19 protein-coding genes are annotated in these 22,672 nt (G+C 51.8%); 11 read left to right on the top strand and 8 right to left on the bottom strand.

Going from position 1 to position 22,672, the window contains the following annotated elements; translation table 11 throughout:
* Positions 1-96: 96 nt before the first annotated feature.
* The gene (locus ACO0LL_RS09990; RefSeq protein WP_422950713.1) at positions 97-879 is read right to left on the bottom strand and encodes a 3-hydroxybutyrate dehydrogenase; all 783 of its coding nucleotides are present in this window, start codon (positions 877-879) and stop codon (positions 97-99) included.
* 18 nt (positions 880-897) lie between these two features.
* On the bottom strand, positions 898-1,647 hold the full coding sequence (locus ACO0LL_RS09995; protein WP_422950714.1) for an acetoacetate decarboxylase: 750 nt from the start codon (positions 1,645-1,647) through the stop codon (positions 898-900).
* A gap of 408 nt (positions 1,648-2,055) precedes the next feature.
* Between ACO0LL_RS09995 and ACO0LL_RS10000 the strand changes: the two genes are divergently transcribed.
* Positions 2,056-2,703 carry a DsbA family oxidoreductase gene (locus ACO0LL_RS10000; protein WP_422950715.1) on the top strand — a complete coding sequence of 216 codons (648 nt, stop codon included), beginning with the start codon at positions 2,056-2,058 and terminating at the stop codon, positions 2,701-2,703.
* A 133-nt stretch (positions 2,704-2,836) separates the two neighbouring features.
* Here the strand turns inward: ACO0LL_RS10000 and ACO0LL_RS10005 are convergent, their stop codons facing one another.
* Entirely contained in the window at positions 2,837-3,397 is a 561-nt protein-coding gene (locus tag ACO0LL_RS10005) for a hypothetical protein (RefSeq protein ID WP_422950716.1), read from the bottom strand.
* A gap of 300 nt (positions 3,398-3,697) precedes the next feature.
* Here ACO0LL_RS10005 and ACO0LL_RS10010 point away from each other — a divergent pair, with 300 nt between their 5' ends.
* Positions 3,698-4,375 carry a hypothetical protein gene (locus ACO0LL_RS10010; RefSeq protein ID WP_422950717.1) on the top strand — a complete coding sequence of 226 codons (678 nt, stop codon included), beginning with the start codon at positions 3,698-3,700 and terminating at the stop codon, positions 4,373-4,375.
* A 219-nt stretch (positions 4,376-4,594) separates the two neighbouring features.
* A complete protein-coding gene (locus ACO0LL_RS10015) occupies positions 4,595-7,549 on the top strand; it encodes a hypothetical protein (protein ID WP_422950718.1) in 2,955 nt (984 codons plus the stop codon).
* A 75-nt stretch (positions 7,550-7,624) separates the two neighbouring features.
* Here ACO0LL_RS10015 and dxs read toward each other — a convergent pair whose 3' ends face one another.
* From dxs to ACO0LL_RS10030, 3 genes are all read right to left on the bottom strand, one after another.
* On the bottom strand, positions 7,625-9,466 hold the full coding sequence (gene dxs / locus ACO0LL_RS10020; RefSeq protein ID WP_422950719.1) for a 1-deoxy-D-xylulose-5-phosphate synthase: 1,842 nt from the start codon (positions 9,464-9,466) through the stop codon (positions 7,625-7,627).
* Between the two features lie 405 nt (positions 9,467-9,871).
* Positions 9,872-10,759, bottom strand: a complete 888-nt coding sequence (locus ACO0LL_RS10025; protein WP_422950720.1) for a polyprenyl synthetase family protein — start codon at positions 10,757-10,759, stop codon at positions 9,872-9,874.
* Between the two features lie 2 nt (positions 10,760-10,761).
* A complete protein-coding gene (locus ACO0LL_RS10030) occupies positions 10,762-11,049 on the bottom strand; it encodes an exodeoxyribonuclease VII small subunit (RefSeq protein WP_422950937.1) in 288 nt (95 codons plus the stop codon).
* 483 nt (positions 11,050-11,532) lie between these two features.
* Between ACO0LL_RS10030 and ACO0LL_RS10035 the strand changes: the two genes are divergently transcribed.
* Together ACO0LL_RS10035 and ACO0LL_RS10040 are read left to right on the top strand one after the other, a co-directional pair.
* Positions 11,533-13,872: a DUF1631 family protein gene (locus ACO0LL_RS10035; protein ID WP_422950721.1), complete on the top strand. Its 2,340-nt coding sequence runs from the start codon at positions 11,533-11,535 to the stop codon at positions 13,870-13,872.
* Positions 13,873-14,079: 207 nt separating this feature from the next.
* Positions 14,080-14,553: a DUF7684 family protein gene (locus ACO0LL_RS10040; protein WP_422950722.1), complete on the top strand. Its 474-nt coding sequence runs from the start codon at positions 14,080-14,082 to the stop codon at positions 14,551-14,553.
* 64 nt (positions 14,554-14,617) lie between these two features.
* Here ACO0LL_RS10040 and ACO0LL_RS10045 read toward each other — a convergent pair whose 3' ends face one another.
* Together ACO0LL_RS10045 and ACO0LL_RS10050 are read right to left on the bottom strand one after the other, a co-directional pair.
* A complete protein-coding gene (locus ACO0LL_RS10045) occupies positions 14,618-15,574 on the bottom strand; it encodes a lipase secretion chaperone (protein ID WP_422950723.1) in 957 nt (318 codons plus the stop codon).
* 68 nt (positions 15,575-15,642) lie between these two features.
* Complete coding sequence (locus ACO0LL_RS10050; protein WP_422950724.1) at positions 15,643-16,575, bottom strand: lipase family alpha/beta hydrolase; 933 nt, start codon at positions 16,573-16,575, stop codon at positions 15,643-15,645.
* Positions 16,576-17,188: 613 nt separating this feature from the next.
* Between ACO0LL_RS10050 and ACO0LL_RS10055 the strand changes: the two genes are divergently transcribed.
* The 6 genes from ACO0LL_RS10055 to ACO0LL_RS10080 all read left to right on the top strand — a co-directional run bounded on the left by ACO0LL_RS10055 (position 17,189) and on the right by ACO0LL_RS10080 (position 22,444).
* Complete coding sequence (locus ACO0LL_RS10055) at positions 17,189-17,998, top strand: fatty acid hydroxylase family protein (protein WP_422950725.1); 810 nt, start codon at positions 17,189-17,191, stop codon at positions 17,996-17,998.
* A gap of 40 nt (positions 17,999-18,038) precedes the next feature.
* On the top strand, positions 18,039-18,719 hold the full coding sequence (locus ACO0LL_RS10060) for a GntR family transcriptional regulator (protein WP_422950726.1): 681 nt from the start codon (positions 18,039-18,041) through the stop codon (positions 18,717-18,719).
* A gap of 9 nt (positions 18,720-18,728) precedes the next feature.
* Positions 18,729-19,175: an SRPBCC family protein gene (locus tag ACO0LL_RS10065; RefSeq protein ID WP_422950727.1), complete on the top strand. Its 447-nt coding sequence runs from the start codon at positions 18,729-18,731 to the stop codon at positions 19,173-19,175.
* Positions 19,176-19,482: 307 nt separating this feature from the next.
* Positions 19,483-20,583, top strand: a complete 1,101-nt coding sequence (locus ACO0LL_RS10070; protein ID WP_422950728.1) for an aromatic ring-hydroxylating oxygenase subunit alpha — start codon at positions 19,483-19,485, stop codon at positions 20,581-20,583.
* 66 nt (positions 20,584-20,649) lie between these two features.
* Complete coding sequence (locus ACO0LL_RS10075; RefSeq protein ID WP_422950729.1) at positions 20,650-21,570, top strand: DMT family transporter; 921 nt, start codon at positions 20,650-20,652, stop codon at positions 21,568-21,570.
* Positions 21,571-21,598: 28 nt separating this feature from the next.
* A complete protein-coding gene (locus ACO0LL_RS10080) occupies positions 21,599-22,444 on the top strand; it encodes a sulfurtransferase (RefSeq protein WP_422950730.1) in 846 nt (281 codons plus the stop codon).
* Positions 22,445-22,672 lie beyond the last annotated feature (228 nt).

Raw genomic sequence — 22,672 nt, forward strand, 5'->3', positions numbered from 1 at the left:
GCGATATGAAGCTTGATGCATATCTTATTGTAAGCCCGCAGCTTCATCGCTGCGGGCGCACGAGTGTCCATCAACTGGAACACTCAAAAATTTACCTTACTGCATATGCCACCCATGACTAACCGTGATGGATTGTCCAGTCAACGCATTGGTACCAAAGGCTGCCAGGAATAGCGCGGTTTGGGCGACGTCTTGTACGGTCGTGAATTCGCCATCCACTGTTTCCTTCAGCATCACGTTCTTGATGACTTCTTCTTCTGTGATGCCGAGTTCTTTTGCCTGTTCCGGGATTTGTTTATCGACCAATGGTGTGCGGACAAAGCCGGGGCAGATGACGTTGGCGCGGATATTGTTTTTGGCACCTTCTTTGGCAACGGTTTTTGCCAGACCGATCAAGCCGTGCTTGGCAGTGACGTAGGGGGCTTTCAGTGGGGATGCTTCGTGTGAATGGACTGAGCCCATGTAGATCACGCTGCCGCCTTTGCCGCCAGCGATCATGGAACGCATGCAGGCACGGGTGGTCAGGAATGCGCCGTCCAGATGGATGGAGAGCATTTTTTTCCAGTTATCCAGACTCAGATCGACCAATGGGCTGATGATTTGTATGCCTGCATTGCTGATCAGGATATCGATGTTGCCATAGGCGGCCACTGCGTCAGCCACACCTTTATCGACCTGTGTTTCGTCAGTCACATTCATCGCCACAGCCATGGCGGTGCCGCCAGATGCTTCGATTTCTTTGGCGGTGGCTTGTGCGGCTTCGAGGGCCATGTCGGCGATGACGATTTTTGCGCCTTGTTTAGCGTATTCGATGGCGATTTCTTTGCCTATGCCGCTGGCAGCACCGGTGATGAGGGCGACTTTATTATTGAGTAGCATGTGAATTCCTTTATGTGGTTATTTCTTGATGGTGGCGAGGTAATCGTACGCAACTGTGCCGTAGGGCAGAGTCAGGTCAGAAAGGATATGAACAGCAGATAATACTTCGAGCACTGGCAGGCCAGCGATGGGGGCAAGAGCGTGCGGATGCAAATCAAGCGCACCTGGCCCACCCCATGCACCTTTGATGGTGACATCGGTGAGCTGGTACTGCACCAGTTCGCAGATGCGCGGCGTGCCATCGACATGGGGGATGATTTTCAATAAAAAGGTGGGGAGTTCCATGCCAGCCTTGATGGCAGCGTGATCAAGCTTGGTATGCTTGAAACCCATGGTGCCGGTGGCGATGCGGAAGTCGCTGTAATCCAGCGTGCCAACCAGGGTGTCCTTGTGTACCCTGAGTTCAGGCTCACCGAGTTTTTTAGGAAAGCCCCACAACTCACGCCCAGCCGCAATTGGTGGGTGATCGTTCAGATACATGCTGTGCACGTAAGCACCATGCACACCATCAAGTGTCACCGGGATGACCTGGCCGGATTCACAATAATGCCCAAAGCCAGTTGAGTCTGGCATGTTGATGAACTCAAACTTGACCACAGGTTCTGCCAACTTCAAAGGGGCGGGGATGATTTTTTCCAGCAGCTCAGGGTCAGTGCGGTAGGTGATGATCAGGTATTCCCTGTCGGTAAAGCGGTAGGGCCCGGGTGGAAAGGCTGAGTTGGAATAAGGCATTGCAAAGGCGTTACGGCGGATTTCATCTTCTGTCATTTCTTTTTCCTTCGCTAATGCGTGGGTGAGTATAGGGAATGAATACGGTGAATGCAGACTACAGTGAATGACTCAGTGTTGCGTTTATGGTCCGGTAATGGTCCGGTAAGTTCGTGCTCCGGGGTAAGTAATCGTCATGCCCATAAATTTATAGATATAGCCATATATGCATAAAAAAAGTGGGCTTATCTGTTTTTTTAATGCATATATATTAATTTGCCGGGAAAACTAATGTGTATCAATTTGTACGTAGCGGGCACAGCAGCGTCCGATAGCTCCGGCAGCAGACACTTGAATTGACTGGTAAAGTGCATATATAGCTTGGCATATCGGTGCACAAGCCCCTGGTTTGACGCGCCATCACTTGGATAGCTGTGGCACATAGTCGCGCAGCAGAAAGAAAATATCATGAGTAAAGAAATCAGAATCGACTTCGTTTCGGACGTGTCATGCCCCTGGTGCATCATTGGCCTTAAATCACTGGAAAAGGCAATTGATCAGATAGGTGATGATGCTAAAGTGCAATTGCACTTCCAGCCCTTTGAATTAAATCCCAAGATGGTGCCGGAAGGGCAGGACATCACTGAACATCTGGCAGAGAAATACGGCGCGACGCAGGAGCAGACCACCAAGAACCGCGAAATGATACGGGCCCGTGGCGCAGAGCTGGGCTTTGAGTTCAATATGGCGACACGCAGCCGTATTTATAATACATTTGATGCACACCGCCTGCTGCATTGGGCAGAAACACAGGGGCATCAACATGCTTTGAAGGTGGCGCTGTTTGAGCTGTATTTCAGCAAGGGTGAAAGCCCGGCTTCGCACGAGGCATTGCTGCGGGTAGCGGGTGAAGTAGGGCTGGATACGGCAGAAGCTGCGCGCATTCTGGCATCTGACGCTTATGCTGCCGAGGTACGTGAGACTGAGACTTTCTATCACCAGCAAGGCATCAATTCGGTACCGGCGATTATCATCAACGAGCGCCACCTGATTTCAGGCGGCCAGCCGCCAGAAGTATTTGAACGGGCGCTGCGCCAGATAATGACGCAGGAATAAGCTGTAACAGCAGTAAAAAAGCATGGGTAATCCCATGCTTTTTGAAGGCTATTCAATCACCCTTGAAGTTATGGTGTGTGATGAATAGCTTACTGTTTGCCTGGGCTTTTACCAGGTGACATCGCACTCCTGCTTACGGAGTGATCTCCAGCGATTGCAAGAACTTGTCCGCCACTTCTGCGGCCTTTTTATCTTGTGGCGCATGGCCTGCCTGCTGCATATAGATAGTATGCGGGGCCACGTAGGCGCGCAAAATAAAATCCTGATTCTCAAGCCGGCCTTTTACCTGCTTGCCTTTTAGGTTTGAATTGGGCAAGTCTATATCTTTCCAGCCGCCATCATTATCAAGCAAAAACTTGTTAACAAAGCTTCTGCGCATATTGTCCAGCATGGTGTTCAGGTAGGCGGTTTCATAACCTGGCGCCGATCCATCATCCTGGCGAAACTCCAGCACGCCCAGCATTAGCGTACTGCCGCCAACTTCCATCGTGTAAGTGGTGCGCTTATAGGGTGCACCCTTGCGCTCGGGCATGGTCTCTTCGGTTTTTTCTGGCGTGCCTGCCGCCCAGAATTTGACGTGCTTGTCATCTGTCGTCACTACCTGCCCGCCTGCACCTGCGGCTTGCGCGTATCCGCAAGACAGCGCACCTAGCAAGAGGATGGCTGACCAGAGTCGTTTAGAGTGTATGTGCATGCTGGTTTCCTTTAAAAATTCCTGGAGTATTGTGGCAGTGTAGTCTTAGCGTGCTTTCTATCCACACACTGCACATGTAAAAACTGCGGTGCAACGATTATATTGATGTAGCGCACCCAGTTCAAATACCAGGCGATCAGCGGCAATGCTGGGCGATGTATGGTAGCCCGTACGCATTGTTGTATCCCTAAGCTGCGTTTCTTTTACATATTGCTTCTTGTATTATATGCAAGGACTAAGGTTTTCTATTTTTGCACCCAGGTGCATTTACCAGGCGCTGCCAACTTCCTCACTTAAATCATGCGACTTCACACAGTTACTACCCCATTCTTGCTATTGGCACTTGCTTCTGTCGCCCATGCTGAGGAGGCAAGATGCGACTCTTATACCTTCACAGAAGATCACAGCAAGCTGGCACTGGTCAGCGCTAAGGCAACTGCAGAGCAAAAACTGTATTTTTACAAAGATGAAAAGTCTTGCCCAGAAAAGGGCGATGCCTGCAAGACCAAGGCCTATGTGCTGCCAGGTGATGAGTTAGTCAGTAATCAGCGCAGGGGCGATTGGGTATGCGCCTGGTATCCCGGTGCCAAGCGCGAAACCGTAGGCTGGGTCAGGGTGGACAGCTTGCAGAATAAAACTAGCCTTGCAGAATCTGTTGCGGCGAAGCCAGAAGACTGGCTGGGCAAGTGGACTTACTATAAGTACGCTGAACTGAATGTCAAGAAAAAAGGAAAATCACTAGGCTATGATGGTAATGCCGTGTGGGACGGCGGTGGTGGCAATGTCCATGTCGGGGACATATCTGGAACGATGACGCCGCAAGCCAATAAGGCTTTGTTGAAAGACAGTGCAGAAGACGAGGGCTGCAAACTGGAACTGAGCTTGCTCGGTCCTTATCTGGTCGTCAAAGATAATAATGTCTGTGGTGGCCTGAACGTCAGTTTCAGGGGCGTTTACCGTAAAACCAGGCTGAAATAAAAATCTTTCCTGCGCTTGTAACATCAAACAAAGACGGGCATGGTCTTCTTATCGGGGTAGTGAGTTGCGGTGGAAATGTGCTCGTATTTTTGAGCAAGTGCAGTCTAAGATAATCTGGCCTTTGTGTTCCTGCACATAATTCTGTAAAGAGCAGGTGCCAGCGATGTACCGGGCACCAGACTTGATGTATTGTAATGATTCACTTCTCTCTGGCCCACCATGATGCATCAACTGACGCAAACACAAACCCGCGCCTGGATTTTTGTTTTATCTTTTCTCCCGGCTTTATTTTTGCTCACGGGTAGCGCCCAGGCTGCCTCACTGGATGAGGCCAGTAGCAAGGCAATAGTGCAGGAAATTCAGGCCATGGTGAAAACCAGGGAAAGTAAAATCCCTGAATTTGTCGTGCGTGAAGCGACCCCTGAGCGTATCAACCTCTTCTATAACTCGCCGCAGTTAAGTCAGCAAACCACGATTATTCGTGAAAACGGTTTGATTTTTGCCGGTCATGGCAAGCTGCTGAGTTTCAATAAACCATCCGATGTGCTTGCCAAAATGGAGGCATGGTTTCCAGACGAGCTCGCGGCGACACGTGCCATGAAAGAACCGCGTTTCTTTGGCAAGATCAATTTGTTCGGGCCATATCAGGATTGGGATGCAGAGCCTGCCGCTTTCATCGCGCTGTGGAAGTGCACGCCGCAATCCGCCTGGGTCAGGCCTGCTGCGAATCCATTTATGCGTCGCCGTGGTCAGGATTTGTTGTTCATGCCAGGCGCGGCGAATAGTTCTGCCGTTCAGGAATATGACTTTGCCCATTGTATTCAGCAGCGTATTGGTTTTCAGGCTGCTTTTACTGATGCTGAAGTCGTCAGAATGCAGCAAGATAGCAAGAAAGTTGCGGACAAGGTAGTGCCGGTACTGGTACAAAAATTCACACAATTGCTGGCGACCAGCCGTTGCAGTGGTACCGGGCCGGATGATTGCGTGCTGGTGATGCGCCAGTGGGCTAGCCTGGCCCCAACTGATACCGCACTGGCGAAGACCATGCAAACACTGGAAGGCGAGCTTGCCTGGGATGCTCCTGCGGTGACATCCCAGGCAAGCTCGCCAACTCAAAAAGCTGGCAAGCGCGGAGAAGATGGGCTGCCGCAATTTGATGACGTGCTGCGACGTGCAGCCTATCTGCGGGCCAAACTCCAGTCTGTCCTGGCTGTGCCATCTGCCTGGACTGCCAGCGCTCTGACAACGACGCTGCAGCAAATGACGGCGCTGCGCATCGCCGCCATCCCGGCTTTGACACACAATAGCCAGTTGTATGAGATTGGTTATCGCAATGAAGCGGTTAATCCCTGGGCTGTGGTGGCAGAGCGCATTGACCGTTCACCACAACTCAGGGATGCGGTACTGGCAGAGTTGCAGCGCATCGGCAAGCCAGTTGGCGATGATTGCAGTCTCTTCAGTCAGTGGTTGACGCATGCAGGTGCAGGCATGAACAGTGAATATGCTTTGCTGCATCTGGCTGACAAGCCAGCTTCATCCTGTGTGGCGCCAAACTGGGAGTGGTTGAGGCAGGACAAAGTGCCTGCAGCGCAGGCAGAAAAATCAGACTCTGCGCTTGAACTGCGTGGGCGCTTTATTGATTACCTGAACAATACTGAATCCGCTGCCGTGCGTGAGTTGATATTGGAGAAGCTGACATCAAATGGCAGCGCCTGTTTTAGCCAGCCAGCACCTGTAGTATGGTTACGTGAATTATGCGAGAAATGGATATCCGAGCCACAGACGGTCACGCTCAAACTTGCGCACAGTAAACTGGTGCTGGACAAGACGCAGCAGTTCAGCAAGAAGAGCAGTGTACCGCCACTTGCAGATGCCGCTGGTGACCTCAAGCAGGCAGCACAAACCCAATCCGGCTGGCTGGCTAAATTGCTGGATGGTATGAGCGGGGCGGCATTGAGTGACATGCAAACCTTGGCAGTTGATCTCGAAAAACGTCAGCTAAAAGTGCAGGAAGCCGCGGTCTGGCGTCACCCCAGGCATGCCAACAGAATGCTGGAATTAAGCCTGAACGATAACGAAGCGACACGCTTATTCTTTATCGCAGGGCCTGACGGCATGAAGGCTTTTAGCGTGCCTGCGCGCTTTCGTGGTGGGCAGGGGCAAAACAATCTCGCGCAAGTGTCCGATCTGGACGGTGATGGTAATCTCGAGCTGTGGTGGGCTAAGGCATTCAATATCTGTGCTGGTGACGCCAGCGACAAAAAGCGTCGCGCAGATTGCAGTGCGACATCGGCTGACATGGGTGAGGTCAGTGGTGACAGCCTGACTTATTTCGTCCGCTCTCCAAAAGCTGCGGTTACCAAAACAATTGTGCAACCAGCGGTTAAAAAAGCGGCGGCCGATGATGCTGCGTATGTTGCATATGTTGCATATGTTGCAGAGGCGAGACTGGAGCCTCAGACCTGCAATGTTGCTCTGCTTGCTGATACGCTGGAAGACAAATTGCACATCAATTTCGCCTTCAGTCGAAATGTTGAAAATGGCGATCTCATCGCTCTGGTCTGCAAGTCCCATCCCTTGCATGAAGACCGTACTGTTGTCGCCCTGTTCCACGATTTACGAAACAAGAAAGGGGAGGTGCGTGAAGACGCCAAAGGATTTGTCATGGCCGTGATTAACACCAACAAACAGCAGCTGCTGCAAATGTATCGCGAGAAAGTTGAACTGGATGCTAGCACCCGCATCTATGATGGCAGCCTGCGCCTGGATACTGCCCGCTATAATCTGGCACCTGGCCTGCGGGCGCTTGGCGTGCGTATGAATATCGGCCATAGCCCAAAATGCGCTGATGGTGGAATAGACGACTTTCTCATGCTGATGATAGAAGAAGGCAAGAAGCTGCGCCCGGTATTAAAAAATATGGCCATGGCTGGCTGGAGACTGATAGATGGGCCACCATGTTCCCGTGGCGATAAACTGATCGTTACCGATAATGTCGAACGCGATATCGTCGTGTTACCTGGCACAACAAATGGCTGGCATGATCTGCAAGTAGTGGCCCGGCATACGATCACGACTGATAACGGACCTGAAGGTGAAAATGCCAAACCCGTATTGAAAACCGAGATTGAAACAATTTTGCGGGCAAAAGACAAACAGTATTATGGCTGGTGAGGAATTGCAGGAGGGAGATGAAAGAAGACTGTTGGTCAGCAGTCTTCTGTATTTCAGTGCCAGTATTTTTTCTGATCAATCGAATCTGGCGCGGATTGATTTCTCTATGCCCGCAGCATCCAGCCCGCATTGCGCCAGCAGCAAGCCAGGGTCGCCGTGATCGACAAAGCGGTCTGGCAAGCCCAGTATCAGCAGGGGCTTGTTGATACCCGCTTCGGCCATGGCTTCAGCCACTGCTGAGCCAGCACCACCCATGGTGCAGCCTTCTTCGACGGTCACCAGTTCATCATGGCTGGCGGCCAGGGATTTGAGCAATTCCACATCCAGCGGTTTGACGAAACGCATATTTGCCAGTGTCGCATCTAGCTGTTCTGCCGCTTGCAACGCGGGGTGCACAAGTGAGCCAAATGCCAGTATCGCAATGCGCTTGCCCTGGCGTTTGATTTCGCCTTTACCCAGGGGGATGGTATCAAGGTCTTTGCCAGTTGGTACACCTATGCCAGCACCGCGCGGGTAACGTACCGCGGCAGGGCCGGGGTATTGATAGGCTGTGCTCAGCATCTGGCGGCATTCGTTTTCATCTGAGGCTGCCATGACGACCATGTTAGGGATGCAACGCAGATAGGCCAGATCATAATTACCGGCATGGGTTGCACCATCGGCACCAACCAGGCCAGCGCGATCAAGAGCAAAAGTCACGTCCAGGTTTTGCAGCGCAACGTCATGGATCAACTGGTCATAGGCGCGTTGTAAAAAGGTGGAGTAGATGGCGACGACCGGCTTCAAGCCTTCGCAAGCGAGGCCAGCGGCAAAGGTGACGGAATGCTGTTCAGCGATGCCGACATCGAAATAACGCTTGGGGAATTGTTTTTCAAATTCCACCATGCCCGAGCCTTCGCGCATGGCAGGTGTAATGCCAACGAGTTTTTGATCCGCCGCTGCCATATCGCACAACCAGTTGCCAAATACCTGGGTATAGCTTTGTTTGGCCGGTGCGCTTGCAGGTTTGATACCCTCCGCCGGATTGAACTTGCCCGGGCCATGGTACAAAACGGGATCAGCTTCAGCAAGTTTGTAGCCCTGGCCTTTTTTAGTGACTACATGCAAAAATTGCGGACCTTTGAGGTTGCGGATGTTTTGCAGTGTCGGTATCAGCGAATCAAGATCATGGCCATCGATAGGGCCTATATAATTGAAACCAAATTCTTCAAACATGGTGGCCGGTACTATCATGCCCTTCGCATGTTCTTCAAAACGCTTGGCCAGCTCCAGCACAGGTGATGGCAAGACAGATTTGCCGACATTGCGTGCGGCCGCATAAAACTTGCCTGACATCAGGCGCGCCAGGTAGCGGTTCAGTGCGCCGACAGGCGGCGAAATCGACATGTCATTGTCATTCAGTACCACCAGCAAATTGATATCGTCATGTACGCCAGCGTTATTCATTGCTTCGAATGCCATGCCCGCTGTCATTGAGCCGTCACCGATGATGGCAACAGCGTGGCGGTCTTCGCCCTTGGTGCGGGCGGCCAGTGCCATGCCCAGCGCGGCAGAAATCGAGGTCGACGAATGTGCGGTGCCAAAGGTATCGTATTCACTTTCAGCACGACGCGGGAAACCAGAGATGCCATTCAACTGACGCAGACTATGCATCTGGTCACGCCGGCCTGTCAGAATTTTGTGTGGATAGGTCTGATGGCCGACATCCCATACCAGCCTGTCTTCTGGCGTATTGAAGACGTAATGCAGGGCGATGGTTAATTCCACCGTGCCCAGGTTCGACGACAAATGGCCGCCCGTCTTGGAAACGGAGTCAAGCACATACTGACGTAATTCATCGGCCAGCGGCTTGAGTTGGCTGCGCGTCATGCTGCGCAGGTCAGCGGGGGAATTAATGGTGTTTAATAAAGTCGTCATTGTTCTTTTTCATTACTTGGCTAAACGCCCCTGATGATCGGCTATTACTCACCTGGCCGACTGCCAGAGCTGCTATCGCATACCTGCACTGCATTACTGTTCGTGCTTACTTCTGTCCGGCTACTGTCTTTGGCAGAATTCTTTGCCAGATATATCGTTCGTCATACTTTTTTTACTGCTGTGGTGCGCATTGCGCACCCTACTTAATCTGCTTTTCACAGGGTTCATCTGCGTGAATGGATCTTGCGCAGATGGATTCCAGCTTGCGCCGGGACAAACTTGAAACTACCGCCGTTTTTCGCAGGGTGCGTCTTGACGCACCGTTTTTCGACCAAAAATTTCAATACACATGCACTTAATGGTGCGTCGAGACGCACCCTACCTAACCTGCACCCCATATCATAATCAAGCCTGGCGCTGCACAATCAAATCTGCCAAGTCGTGCAATAAACTAGCCCTGTCGCCAAAATTCTCTAGGGCTGCATGCGCATCATGGCATAGTTGCGTGGCTAATGCGCGTGAAGCTTCCAGACCCATGAGGCTGACAAAGGTAGGTTTGTTGTCTGCCGCGTCCTTGCCCGCTGTCTTGCCCAGAGTGGCAGAATCTGCCGTCGCATCCAGCACATCATCTACCACCTGGAAGGCCAGGCCTATGGCGGCAGCATAGCTATCCAGCGCTGCGGTTTCATCTGCAGTCAGGTTTTTGCCACACATGGCCCCTAATAATACAGAAGCGCGCAGCAGGGCACCGGTTTTCAGCCTGTGCATCTGCTCCAGTTGTTCGCGGTTCAGGGCGAGGCCAACGCTGGCCAGATCAATTGCCTGGCCACCGCACATGCCCACAGAACCGGCAGCACGTGCCAGCAATTGCAGCATGGCCAGTTTGGCGCCAGCATCACCTTCACCTTCAGACAAGACCAAAAAGGCTTGCGCCTGCAAGGCATCGCCGACCAGCAGCGCGGTTGCCTCATCATATTTGACGTGCACTGTGGGTTTGCCTCGGCGCAGGGCATCGTCGTCCATGCAGGGCATGTCGTCGTGTACCAGCGAATACGCATGGATCATTTCTACTGCAGCAGCAGCCCGGCTCAGCAAGGCGGCAGGCGCATCAAACAACTGGCCCGCTGCATATACTAATAGAGGGCGTACCCGTTTACCGCCATCCAGGGTTGCATAACGCATGGCGGCATGCAATTGCTGCGGGACTGTATTTTCGTCCGGCAAAAACTGTTTCAGGCTGGTTTCGCACTCTGCCTGGGTTTGTCGCATCCAGTTACCAAATTGTTCACTCATGCTCATTCCTCATTGCCTTGATTGCCGCCCTGATTGCCAGAATCGGCAAAAGGTTTGAGCATGCCAGCTTCCAGTACCTTAACTTGTTGCTCTACTTTTTCTAGCTGGGATGCACAATATTTCACCAGTTCAGAGCCACGTTGGTAAGCACTTACAGAGGCCTCCAGCGGCAGCTCGCCTGCTTCCATGCAGTTAACGAGCTTATTGAGCTCAGCCATGGCATCTTCAAAGGACAGACCCTCCAGATGGGCGGGAACAGCTAGATTTGCAGTTGATTGTTTTTTTGTCATAAAGAAATGTTTGTTTCGCGCCGTTAACAAAAAAAAGTGAAACCAAACGTAAAAATCGGCGGGAAAAGCAAGGTAAACAGAGTTCAACCTGCTATTTTAGAGCAATCCCGAGAAATTTACTGTTTATTGCAATGATGGCAATCAATTTTAGGGGATGTGCTCGAAGCTGTTGCTGTTTTGAAATTTGTTCTCAAGCTATACTTAAATTTTACAGAAATTGCGTTTCAAACATTTCCATGTGGAAATTAACGGTATATAGTTCGTTCATCCAGCTTGATTAATTCTTGTGCAGATTAACTGTTTTCCAACTATCTTGAAACAAAGAACATACGCCGCAAAAGAATCTGTAATTGTGTCATGACTTTGTCTTAATTCTTTGCAATTGTAATGTGCGATTTGCACTATAGTATTACTTGGATAAATTTTCTTACTTTTATTGTTCTAATTTTAGTTTGAACAAAATAACCTGATTCTCTTGTCACCATGTCCACGCCAGCCAACCTGCCCAAGCCTACCGGTACTGTTCTACAGTCCCGTGATGCCGTCTTGCGCGGTCTGATTCCGCTGGCGAATCATTTGGTGGCATCCCAGATAGATGCATTCTCTGCTCGCCTGGCAAATGCCTTTCTCGCTTTGTCTGAACAGAGCATGGATGCGCGTGAAGCAAACCTGAGCTTTAACGCCGGGCAATTGCTCAAAAAAAATGGCTATGCCTTTTTCTACCTGACCTCAGCAGGATTTGAAGCTGCTTTCCGCAAGGAAATCGAGGCTCTCCTGCAAGGTGTCAAAATCGTCGCCAGCAATGCTGACGTCGCCCTGACCCTGGTCACTTATGAAGAGATGGACAAAAAACTGGCTCTGAGCAGGGCTGGTCGCACACTGGAACTCGATAGTGCCGAGCAATACGCCGCATTGAACATGCGTTTTGCCCACTTGATGGAACATGATGCGCTGAGTATTGCGCAAAATCCTTTCCGCCCAGAGATATTCCTGCACACGATTTATTCTGCCTGGTGTGAATTTGATCCAGAGGTAAACACCCATGAACTGGTGTTGCCACTGTTGCGCGCCGATATATTGTTTGACCTTGAACCGATTTTAAATTCGCTTAATGAAGCGCTGATCGCCAAAGGCATTTTGCCTGACTTGCACGAGTCCTTCCGCATACGTCGTAGCCGTAATTCAGAAAAACGCAAAGAAGCAGTTCCTGGCGATATCTCACAAAAACTCAGAAACCTCCTGTCTGGCAATGCCCAGGCTGGTGCCGCGAATGAAGCCGGTGGCCATGCTGGCGGCGGACATGGCAGCGCTGGTGGTATGGGTGCAGGCGGTGGTTTTGCAGGTGGCGGCTCGGGTGGCTCAGGCAGCTCAGGTAATTTTGGCGGTCACCAAGGTGCTGCAGGCCAGATGGGCGGTGCATCAGAAGGTGCTGGCGGCTCTACCCCTTATTCCGGTTTTGCCCAGTCGGGTGAGTCGCAGACAGTGGCGCGTGCCGAGCTGTTCCAAAAACTCGCTGAGCTGCAAAAAAGTGTCAAGCTGCAGCAGATGATGGCCGGTGCGCAAGACGTATTGCGCCTCTCGCAAATGCGCGAGCAAATGCCGGAAATTGCCAACATCGCCAACACCGGTATAGAAAAAAATACCCTGGATTTGCTGTCACAAGTATTTGACAGCGTGTTCCGCAATCAGGCCATTCCTACCCAGATCAAGGAATTGATTTCAGTCCTGCAGATACCTGTCCTCAAGGCCGCCTTGATGGACAAGGAATTCTTCTTCCAGGAAAATCACCCGGCCCGTCGCCTGGTTGATTTGCTGTCGCGTTACAGCCTGGCCTGGGATCAGAAAAAAGGTCAGCAAGATCCGCTGTTCCAGACCATGCAGCGCAACGTTCATCGTGTGCAGCAAGAGTTTGACCAGGAAGTCGCTTTGTTTGATGAAGTCGTCAACGATCTCGAATCTTTCATCCAGAAAGAAGAGAAAGAAGCGGCCGAGGCATTGCAACTGCCTATCAAGACAGCGCTCAAAAAAGAAAAAGTCAAACAGGCCAATATCGCCGCTACCCACGAGGTGTCCTTGCGCGTGGGTACTGGTGAAGTCGTCGCCTTTGTTGAAACCTTCCTCGAAGACCGCTGGACCAAGGTGCTGACCCTGGCCTATAGCGTCAAGGAAGAAAAACCTTACGCTGTTGAAGACGCCATCAAGACCATGGATGACCTGATCTGGAGCGTCAAGCCCAAGATCACTCTGCAACAACGTCAGGAATTATTGAACCGCCTGCCTGCGATTTTGGCCCGCCTGAACAAATGGCTGAGCCTGATCAAGTGGGAAGATGCCGACCGCGTGCAATTCTTTGCCGACCTGGCAGAATGCCATGCGTCCATCGTGCGTGCACCGTTAGACCTGTCGCCAGAGCGTCAGATAGAAATCGCTGTCGAAGTTGCACAGCAAGCAGCCGAACGCAGGATAGCAAAACGCGCAGAAGCAGAAGGCAAGGCAGAAGCCGAACCAGCACCGCCACCAGATGAACACGTCGATACCGTCACCGAACTCGAACGCGGCGTCTGGCTGGAATTCACCAAGAAAACCGGAGGCACCACCAAGGTCAAACTCGCCTGGGTCAGCCCCATGCGCAGCCTGTACATCTTCACTACCGGTGACAAGGAAAAAACCTTCCAGGTCACCGCCGAAGAACTCGAACAAACCTTCCGCGAAAAACGCGCGAAGATACTCGAACTCGACCGCGTCGTCGATCGCGCCCTGACCGAAGCTCTGGAAAATACACCAGATGAGCATGAGGATGAAGAAGAGATGAGTCTGGTTTGATTTTCGCTGCTATACACTAGTGTTGTTTGCATTAAATGTATACGCATTACTCCTGAAATAATGCCCCTGCAAGTCGTGTCAAAGTCTCATTAAAATGGCACACTCGCTATCTCGTTACTACGTGTCTTGAAGAACCCTATTTGGTATTCGTGCACTTGCTTGTATATCCTCCCTGCAAAGTAATAAATAAAAACTGCGCTGAACAGGATGCATCGCTTTTCTGTCACGGTGCCTGTTGCCCCAAACTCTGTCATGACAAACACGCCCGACCCGATTTATCTGCATCTCAAGCCAGGTGCTGAGCCAATCGACATTCCAGCATTGTCGCCCTATCTTGCGGTCATCGTGATTGAAGCGGATGTTACGCCGGAATGGCGTTCTATGATCAGCAAGTGGCTAGCCAACTCAGGTTGCTTGTGCATGTTGGCTTGGGGACCTGAATGCTCTTTGTGGGACGATTCTGTCGATTGGGCAAATATAGAACAGTTTGACTATATGCCTATTCCTGACGATAGCTTCATCCTTACATACTGGTTTTCGGATGATAATCTGGAAGATGTATTTGAATTCGCCAAGTTTACTGTGAAGCACCCCACCATAGAATTTATGCACACGGTGTTGCTTCATATTTCCAACCAAAATGATGAAGCTATTTTGCTGAAGAAATATGCAGATGCCTGAACCAAAGGCGTTGCATCTGCAATTTTTGACTGGCTTAATTCGTCAATGTAAATAGCGGATGATTTCACTCATACGCAGGCAACCTGCGCTGTTCGTCTGCATTGAAATACTGCTTGCGAACCTGATCCAGCGCTGTCTGTTTTTCGGTCGCACTGTGGAATGCCATTTCGGTATTCAGTTTATTCTTTTGCTCCAGGTATTGTTGTATGCGGGCCTTCCAGATGCTTTCTTCTCTATCGACTTCGGCGAGTCTGCTGGCGGCTTCTGGTGAAGTGGCGGCGGCGCGCATTTTATAGATGTCATCTTCACTGGTACCAGTGGCGCGCAGATTGGCGGCCTGTTCTTCGAGGCGTATGACCTGGTAGGGGGCATTCTTTTCTTCGCGCAAGGCAGCAGGCAGGGCGTCGTCAAGGGCTTTGAATTGTGCCTGTTTCTGTTCGGTGGTGAGGCTGGCATTTTCAGCGACATCAAGTCGGTTCAGGGCATCGATGTCGTAGGCGTCATCAAAGCCGAACATGGCCTGATTTTCTTTTTCGCTGAAGAAGCGCTGGCGGGTTTGCTGCATGGCAGACCAACGCTGGCGGGCTGCTGCGGCCATGCTGGTTTTACCCGCGCTGATGTTTTGTGCATTGGCTTCTACGCTGACCAGGGCTTCTTTGTACTGGATGTAGCGGGCCAGCAGGTTTTTTGCTTGCAGGGCAGCATTGCCACTGAGTTTTTGATCCAGTACTTTTTCAATTTCTGCGCGTATCTCTGGCAGTTTTTTTTCGCCGGTCGCTGCCAGGTAGTAATCAAACAGCAGGCGCAATTCCGCACTGACCTGTAATTGGTTCATGTCGCTCTGGCTGATATTGCCATCGCGGGTAGTGCCTTCAAATGAGCGGACAAAGTCAAAGCTTTGATCGGTCTTGCGCTGTTTGATTGGTTCGCTATTGCTCTCTGATTTGAGGGAAGTAAAAACGAAAAAAACCGCGACGACCAGGGCCGTCGCGCCAGCAAATGCCAGATTGGCTGTTCTCATAGACTACCGCTCCTTGTTCAAGTTTGCATCTTGTTGCGGGGACTACATTCAGAGGCTGTATTACAGATTTACAGGCCCTGATTTTTCAGGCGGTTTGCATGTTGACGATACAGGGTAACCGGATTGGTTTCAAAGATATTTATCAGGCCTATGGTCTGATTCACTTCGTCCAGGTGGTTCATTGCATAGTCATCACGTATTACCTTGCCCAGATGGCTGGAGCAACTGGCGACCAGGCCATCGTTTTTTTCACCTGAGAAAGCCAGTGAAGTCAGTGCCAGGGCTGGGTCTATGATGTCGAGCACATTGGTATAGGGCTTGGCACCACTCCACGAGAAATACGCTACACCGCGTGCCGTGTAGGCACCTTCACCGCAAGCTGTCGTTGGTACGCCTTCAGGGTATTTGGCGTTGAACTTCAGTGAACCAGCCGTGCTCAGCGAATTGGCTGCGGCCAGTGAGTCTTGCGACATGGTGGGTTTGCCTGACAGGAAGCTGATGACTTGTGCCAGACCATTCGTGATCGACACCAGTACGGTGTTCGACAAGGAACCTGCCGGTGCTACACCAAGCAAGACGTCTGCCACCTTGGAGCCACGGTTGACACCGCCTACTGAGGTAGCTGACGCCACCAGGTCAGGCCTGACGGAAGCCACATAGCGTATGGTGGGGCCACCGTGGCTATGTCCTATCAGGTTGACTTTACTTGCGCCTGTGACTGCCAGTATCTGTTTGACCTGAGTCAGCAATTGTTCGCCCCGGACTTCGGTGCTGTTGGCAGCCGCAACCTGGGTGACATAGACCTTGGCACCATCGCTGCGCAAGGCAGAGGGGATTCCATACCAGTAATCTACCGGGCCGATGTTATCGAAACCGAACAGGCCGTGCACCAGCACGATGGGATATTTTGTCTCCGTATAACCTGCTGCCCACGACGGTGCTGGTAACACCATCATGGCCATGACGAACATCACTACACTTTTTACCATTTGTTTTTTCATTTTGTCTCTTTCATTGTTATCGTTGAAATGAAACGCAGCGGTGCCTATGTGCCCGCTTCTGTGAGCAGGTCTTGATATGGCAAGCTCAGGCTAGGTTTGTCAGGCTTGATTAGCAAGTTGCTATGCAACATAAATGAGCCTGGAAAATGAAGAGTGTTGGGAATTTGTGACGACACAAGCGCCCCCATAAATAGTTAAATCATTTATATGCACTCTGTAGTTGCCTGAGCAAGGCAAGTTGTTGCGGGGTTTTAGATGAAATTCACTAAAATGCAGCCTTGCGTTTTTGGCGGGCAAGTTTGTCGGTTCACCACAACAGGCGCTCTGCTGCTACTTCTCTCTTGCGGAGTCTCCCGCGTCTTCATCTCATGTCTGTATTGCGCAGCCAGTCATCAATCTTGCCTGAGTCATCTGCTTCCGCTTGTAGTCAAATGAGGGTAGTCCTTATCCGGGCGCGCAGTCTTGGGCGCCAGCTTTGGCCACCGTGTGCGTTAAACCAGCCTGAACAAAAATTCATCCATGGATGCTTTTAATTTTTTAAAACTGGTATATGATGAACATGTGATATATCAGATGGACTTCAAAATAAATAAAATTATCCGGAGATGACAACATGCATGAAAAGCAGCGTCTGTTCCGCAGCCAGTATCAGGCTGCGACCAGCCCTTATTACAATGGCGTCTTGCACGGTCTGTTTGTATTTGGCCTGGGCATTGCCCTCATCGTGGCAGCGTTCAATCAGGTGCAGGCCGCCAGTTGGGCCTGGCTGGGTGTGCCAGCGACCTTGCTGTTTGCCAATCTGAATGAGTGGTATGTGCACAAGAACCGCTTGCACAAGCGTGGCAAGAACCGTTTGTCACAATTGATCTGGCATCGCCACACCAAAGAACATCATCATTACTTCACCCATGAAGAAATGCGGGTAGCCAGCACGCGTGAATACCGTATCGTATTTTTCCCGGCCTATGCTTTTGTGTTGATCGCTATCCAAAGCGTTTTGCTTGGCCTGGTCTGTGCTCTGGTGGCGGGACGTAATCTTGCTTACATCGTATTTGCCACTGCCATCGCTTTTTATCTTTTGTATGAAGCCATGCATTTTCTTTGTCATGTCGATGAAAACAGCGTGGTCAGGCATCTGCCACTGGTGAATACCATGCGCAGGAATCACATGGTGCACCACACCCAGACACTGATGACCGACTACAATATGAACCTGACATTTCCCTTTGCCGACTGGCTGCTGGGCACCTCCGATTTGCAGCGCAGTTTGCTGGGCACCGTCTTCAATGGCTATGCTTCGCAACACTTGAAACCGGAAGTGGCGAGGCGTTATCAGGAGCTGGGTATGCAGCCCCCGGTGCCACATGTGCAAGCACCGCTGCAGCCAGTGAGCGTGGCGGTGTTGTCCCCTGATGCCAAATAAAACCCTATGAAACAACGGCCATTTACCTCATCAACAGACCATGGATAAAACAGAATTCAGCAAGCTTTTTCCTGTTATCAAAAACGAGTCGCAAGCCGCGCGTGCTTATCGCCTGCTGGAATTGCGCATCGTCTCGCTGGACCTCAAACCCGGACAGGCGATTACTGAAAGTGAACTCTGTGAATATCTTGATCTTGGCCGTACACCCGTGCGTGAAGCCTTGCAAAGACTGGCGCAGGAATGGCTGGTCAAGGTCTTGCCCAGGCGAGGCATGATAGTCAGTGAAGTCGATCTGCAATGCCAGATGCGTTTGATAGAAGCGCGCCGTGCCATGGAATCCAGCCTGATACGCATCGCCACCCGCAAGGCGAGCAAGGGTGAACGCGCACAGTTCCGTAGTCTGGCAGAAGGCTTTCGCCAGGCCGCCAGCAAGGCAGATGAACTTATCCTCGGCGAGACCGATGCGGCTTTTAACCGGCTTGTGTTCGCGGTGGCTGGCAATGAATTTCTGGTCTCTGCCTTGCAGCGCATGCATGCCCTGACACGCCGTTTCTGGAAGATACAGGCACAGTTTGAAGACATCCTGCATGTCACCGCCATGACCCATGCTGACCTGGCCGACGCCATCGCCAGTGGCGATGCAGATGGCGCCGTTGCCGCCACAGAAAAGCTGCTCGACCATGTCGAAGCCTATACCCGCGCTGCGCTGGACCGCAGCTGAAAGCATGCCATGACTACACATATCTACAATGCCATAGAGATACAGCGCCCGATCCGGCAAGTGTTTGACTACGCCTGCACGCCCACGCACTGGCCAGACTGGCATCCCTCATCGCTGAAGCTGTATATGGATCATGCCAGCATCGCCACCAACGGTACCCGGTTTGAAGAAGATGTACGCGCCGGTGGCCGCACCGGGCATCTGGTCTGGACGGTGACCGAATATCTGGATCAGCGCCGCTGGACCGGGCAGGCAAAAGTCGATAATGGTGCTCGTCTGACAGTCAGTTATCAATTATCAGAAACCTCAGCGGGAACCTTATTTGAAAGACATCTGCATTATGACTTACCCAATCCCTTGCTAAAAATCCTCAACTTCCTGGTCTTGCGCCGTCGTATTGCAGACGAATCGGCCCTGTCTTTGCGGCAGTTACAGGCTGTCTTGCAGGCAAGTTGAGCGTGGTGTGGGCAAGCCAGGCTTGCCCGTCTTGCCTGGTTTGCTCCTGAGGGAAAAGCAGTTCGTCAGTCCAGCTTTGAAAGCCCCATACCCGGCAAATCCGCTAAATCCTGAACTTTTTATATCATTTCATTATCCTTTCAGACCATTTTTTTCAGGTTCGGGTATAATCCCCGGTTCTGTCCAAAATTTCCTCTTCAAGTCGTTTGATCGTTTGAATTTTCGTTGGGATTGAAAATCCTTACGGAACAGGTTTTTGTGGATTCTTTCTCTCTTAGGTTGGTGCAAATTAATTTGGGGGGTGGGGATGTCCGATCTGGCTTCTTTGTCTACACTCGCGCGTTCTGACGCGCAACTTCCGGTTTACGCGTATTTTGATGAAACGCTGTTACAGCGCGAAATCAAAGATTTATTCCATTCTGGTCCGCGTTATGTCGGCCATGAACTCATGGTGCCCAATGTCGGCGACTTTGCCACGCTTGCTGCCGAAAACGAAGGCCGCATGCTGGTGCGTAGTGCGCAAGGCATAGAACTGATGTCGAATGTCTGCCGTCACCGCCAGGCATTGATGTTCAATGGGCGCGGTAATACCAATAATATTGTCTGCCCGCTGCATCGCTGGACCTATGACCTCAAAGGTGAGCTCATCGGTGCGCCGCATTTTGCTGATACACCTTGCCTGAATTTGCAGCGCACGCCGCTGCAAAACTGGAATGGCCTGCTGTTCGAGCAAAACGGCTACAACGTCATGGAGCGCATGTCCAAGCTCAGTGTCACCCAGGACCTGGATTTCACTGACTATATGCTCGACCATGTCGAAGTGCATGAATGTGATTACAACTGGAAGACTTTCATTGAAGTCTATCTGGAAGATTATCACGTCGAGCCTTTCCACCCTGGCCTTGGCAGTTTTGTCTCTTGCGATGACCTCAAATGGGAATTCGGCGAAGACTACAGCGTGCAAACCGTAGGCGTACACAAGGGCTTGCAAAAATCTGGCTCGCCCACTTACCAGCGCTGGCAAGAACAGGTGCTGAAGTTCCGTGATGGCGAGGCACCCAAGTATGGCGCGATCTGGCTGACTCTGTATCCCAACATCATGGTTGAATGGTATCCGCATGTGCTGGTGGTATCGACCCTGTGGCCAACGGCGACTGGCAAGACCCGCAATGTAGTCGAGTTTTATTATCCCGAAGAAATCGTGCTGTTTGAGCGCGACTTTATCGCAGCGGAACGTGCAGCGTATATGGAAACCTGCGTCGAGGATGATGAGATAGGCCAGCGTATGGATGCCGGGCGCAAGATATTGTTTGACCGTGGCGTCAATGAAGTCGGCCCTTACCAATCGCCTATGGAAGATGGCATGCAGCACTTCCACGAATGGTACCGAAGAAAAATTGCAGTGTAATGTAGAATTTTAAGGGAGGCCCGTGCCTCCCTTATCTTTTGGCGTTGAGTTTGGAGTTGAGTTCTTATGCAGTCTTTATGGATGCTGGTTGCCAGCTTTCTGTTTTCCATCATGGGTGTCTGCGTGAAGCTGGCGTCAGTTGATTATTCCACCGCTGAAATCGTCGCCTACCGCGGTGCAATAGGTATGCTGATGATCGCCATGCTGGTCAGGGTTCAGGGTGGTACTTTAAGAACAGGCATGCCTCGACATCACCTGGTGCGTGGTGGTGTGGGTGTCATCTCGCTATGGTTATGGTTTTATGCCCTGGGCAAATTGCCGCTGGCAATGGCGGTGACACTGAATTACATGTCACCCATCTGGATTGCCGCCATCTTGCTGACAAGTGCATGGTGGCGCAAGCAGCGCGGCCTGACCTGGCAACCTATCGCCGCTATACTCATGGGCTTTGTCGGCGTGGTTTTGCTGCTGCGTCCCAGCATACACAATGATCAGATCATGGGGGGCGTGCTTGCCCTGATATCTGGCATGCTGGCAGCCTGGGCGTATATGCAAGTCAGGCAAATGGGTTTGCTGGGCGAGCCTGAATACCGCGTGGTGTTTTATTTCTCCCTGACCTGTGCCGTGGCTGGCTTGATGGGTACCCTGATCGGCAAATCTGTGTATGCCGCAGCGGGTGAGGTCACCTGGCATCATCTGGACAGCAGGGGCATCATGCTCTTGCTGGCTATAGGCGTGACTGCTGCTAGCGCACAAATGGCCATGACACGCGCCTACCGGCTAGGTAATACCCTGGTCACAGCCAACCTGCAATATGTGGGCATTGTGTTTTCCAGCGTCTGGGATGTGCTGATCTGGAAAGTCAGCCTTGCCTGGTTAAGCTGGGTGGGTATCGCCGTGATTTTATGCAGCGGCCTCATCGCAACATTCTATAATGCCAAGACCAATCGCAAATCCATACCCGGCGATGCCATCAGTTCAGAATAATCATCAGCTTATTTTTCAGGAGACCAAGATGTACACCACATTGATCAGTGCAACAGAGCTGGCATCCCACATTGCCGACACCAACTGGGTCGTGCTGGATTGCCGCCATGATTTGATGGACACCAATGCAGGCCAGGCAGCTTATGACCAGGGACATATCCCCGGTGCGCAATTCGTTCATCTGGACCAACGCCTGTCGGCTGCCAAAACTGGTGCAGATGGTGTCTTCCGTGGCCGCCATCCTCTGCCTGAAAAAACTGATTTCATCGCCACCCTGCAAGCCCTGGGCATTAACAATGACAGCCAGGTCATCGTGTATGACGCCCACGGCGGCATGTTTGCAGCGCGCCTGTGGTGGATGCTGCGCTGGGTAGGCCACAAGGCCGTGGCGGTGCTGGATGGTGGCTTGCCAGCCTGGATCGCATCCGGCCAGCCTGTCACGACTGAAGTGCCTGCTGCACGCAGTGGCAATATCAGCGAACAGGCAGCACTGGTAGACACAGTCGATGTCCGTCAGGTGCTGGCAAACATCAGTAGCGCAAGCAAAATCCTGGTCGATGCCCGCGCTGCTGACCGTTTCCGCGGTGAGAATGAAACGATAGATCCAGTCGGCGGCCATATCCCCGGTGCCAAAAACCGCTTCTTCAAAGACAATCTGCAAGCCGATGGCCGCTTCAAACCGGCAGAGCAGTTGCAGCAAGAGTGGTCTGCAGTAGTTGGCGATGCCAGCCAGGCCATCATGCAATGCGGCTCTGGTGTTACCGCCTGCCACAACCTGCTGGCACTGGAAGTGGCGGGTTTGCAGGGAGCCGCCTTGTATCCGGGGTCGTGGAGTGAATGGTGTGCGGATGCGTCCAGGCCGGTGGAGCGTTGAGTAGAGTTTGAACCGATGATATGCGTAGGTTGGGCTACGCTTCACCAGCCCAACACTCGGCGTTTAAATGACGTATACGTTGATGGAGGCCCAGTGTTGGGCCGATACCCCGTAGCCCAACCTACGAAGCTGGTAAACCGTACCCTAGCGAGGCCCGGCCTAACCTACGAGACTACAAGGCGCGAACCTAAAATTCGTCACTCCTGCGCAGGCAGGAGTCCAGCGGCG

The sequence above is a fragment of the Undibacterium sp. TC4M20W genome (genome assembly GCF_049340245.1).
Taxonomy (GTDB): Bacteria; Pseudomonadota; Gammaproteobacteria; order Burkholderiales; family Burkholderiaceae_D; genus Undibacterium.